Origin of the sequence: Pseudoalteromonas sp. TB51, assembly GCF_000498055.1 — a bacterium.
GTDB lineage: Bacteria > Pseudomonadota > Gammaproteobacteria > Enterobacterales > Alteromonadaceae > Pseudoalteromonas > Pseudoalteromonas atlantica.
The window spans coordinates 1-2,445 of the sequence record NZ_AUTO01000174.1 but is presented as its reverse complement, the minus strand read 5'-3'; the positions used below and the strand labels follow the sequence as shown (position 1 = coordinate 2,445).

The window sequence follows — 2,445 nt, the reverse complement described above, 5'->3', positions numbered from 1 at the left end:
ATGCGTGAAGAAGAAGAAATTATGGTAGCTGGCTTACGCGCCGCTGCAGAGGCCAAAAAAGCCGCTAAAGAAGAAGAGAAAAAACAGCGCCGTGCACGTGCACGTAAAAACCGCCGTTAATATGTGAGTTTATGTGAGTATATTACTTACTAAATTACAGACATAAAAAAAGCCCGTAAGGGCTTTTTTAGTTTCATATCTACCGTCACCGATATGAGCAATGTAGCAAGTAAAATAGTAGGGCGGTTACTTATCATCAACATCAAGGGGCGTTGCGGTTCATAACAAGTAGCCATAGCTGTTTACGTGCGCCACACGTTGTTTCAGGGTCGAGAAACAAATTAGTTCATTCCGTCACAAGTGGGTATGCATTCCCACCTTGTTGATATTGATTATCAGTTAGATCTAATAAACTGTCAACACCTAAATGCAAATAATTCTTATTTTATTAAGTGCGTTTTTTAGTCATCGCATAGGTGTACTTCACGACCCTTCTTATTAGTTTTTGTTTATGTCTATTTTGTTCATGGTTTTTATGAACAAAATGTACTTTACCGTCATCAATGCACCTTTCCCTCAAAATATTTCGTTAATTTCACGTTAACAATAAGCTGCGCTTTAGATAGCAGTTTGTCGTCGCTTATCTACCTGACAATAAAGATACAAACACAGCGTGGAGAAAATAATGAAAGCAAGTAACACACAGCTCGCTTTAGCAATTACAGCAGCGTTGGCTAGCACATCAGCTTTAGCCGATAACGATACTCAAAAACTACAAGCACAATTAGATGCATTGCAAAAAGAAGTTAACTCTTTAAAAACATCAAGTGGCTTTAATTTGGAGTTTGGAGGACGAGTACAGCTTGATTACAACTATTTTGAAGGTGCCTATAACGCAGGCAATGATGGCTCAGGAGGGAGCGACTTCTTCCCTCGTCGTATTCGTACCTACGTAGAGAGCGAGCATGGAAACTGGGATCACAAATTACTTTTAGAATTTGGCGAAGGGGATGCCGAAATTGTACTTGCCCGCGTGCGTTACGCCTTTGAAAGCGGTCTTAAAATTAAAGCGGGTAAAATCCGTGAAGACATGTCGCTAAACGCACTTACTAGCTCAAAGCACATTAATACTATTGAGCGTAGTACGCTTGCTAATACTTTCTCGCCTTTTTTCCGTTGGGGCGTATCTGCTTATCAATACTTTAAAGACTCAGGCTTTCGATATGCCGTTGGGGTTTATAAAAATGATGCCTTTGGTGCAACGGGTAACGATGAAAACGACCGTCTAACGCTTGCTATTACAGGGCGTGCTACGTGGTCAAGTGCAGCACCTGGTGACGTGATTCATTTAGGTGCATGGCATTCATACCGTGATATGGGTGGTAATGAACTAGGCGAGCGTTTTGCGCGTGGTGAAGTGCGCGAAACTAATGTACGCCTTGTTAATTATGCTACAGGCGGTAAAGCGGTAGCACTGGATAGCTTATCGCAGTCTGGGCTTGAATTTGCTTTTCAGGCTGACTCTTTAACATTAGAGGCAGAATACGCAAGCCGTGCTTTAGATGCGCTCAATAGCAGCGATGATCTAGATGGCGAGCGCTTTGACGGCTTTCATATCTCAGCAAGTTACTTTTTAGGCGGTGAGCAACGACAGTATAAAGCTGGCTCTGCACTATTTGTACAACCTAAAAATATTAAAAATGCATGGGAGTTAGTTGCTCGAGTTTCGCAAATGGATGCAACGAGTAAAAACCAAGGTAGCGAAGTAACTACCTACACACTTGGTACAAGCTATTACGTTAGTAGTGACATTAAATTTATGGGCAATCTTATCTACAGCGATGTAGATGGCCCAGGTACCGCTGCGCTTGTAGGTGATGAAGACTCTGGTATGGGATTTAGTGCACGTATGCAGTATTTATTTTAAGGGGACACACAATGAAATTATTTAAGTCAGTTAAAACAACATTATTAGCGGCATCATTAGTACTAAGCAGCCCTATGGCATTGGCCGATATTCACTTTTTAGTACCAGCAGGCCCAGGTGGCGGATGGGATACAACTGCGCGCGGTGTAGGTGAAGGTTTAGTAAAAGCAGGCATTGATAATAATGCGTCTTTTCAGAATATGTCGGGCGGCGGCGGCGGGCGCGCCATTGCCTACTTAATAGAATCAGGTACTAAAAAAGGCGATATATTAATGGTTAATTCAACGCCTATTGTATTGCGCGCCTTAACGGGGAAAATTCCCTATAGCTACCGAGATTTAACTCCCGTAGCCAATATGATTGCTGATTTTGGTGCCTTTGTTGTTCGTAACGATTCGCCCTATAAAACCTGGCAGGATGTTATTAAAGCGCTTAAAGAAGACCCAAGCTCAATTAAAGTAGCGGGTGGTTCTGCCCGTGGCAGTATGGATCACTTAGTTGCTGCACAAGCGGCTAAA

The 2,445-nt window shown here is 42.5% G+C and carries 2 protein-coding genes; both read left to right on the top strand.

Going from position 1 to position 2,445, the window contains the following annotated elements; translation table 11 throughout:
- Positions 1-685 precede the first annotated feature (685 nt).
- On the top strand, positions 686-1,927 hold the full coding sequence (locus tag L650_RS0109045) for an OprO/OprP family phosphate-selective porin (protein WP_029772907.1): 1,242 nt from the start codon (positions 686-688) through the stop codon (positions 1,925-1,927).
- Positions 1,928-1,938: 11 nt separating this feature from the next.
- On the top strand, positions 1,939-2,445 hold a 507-nt coding region (locus tag L650_RS0109040; RefSeq protein ID WP_029772906.1), incomplete at its 3' end, for a Bug family tripartite tricarboxylate transporter substrate binding protein.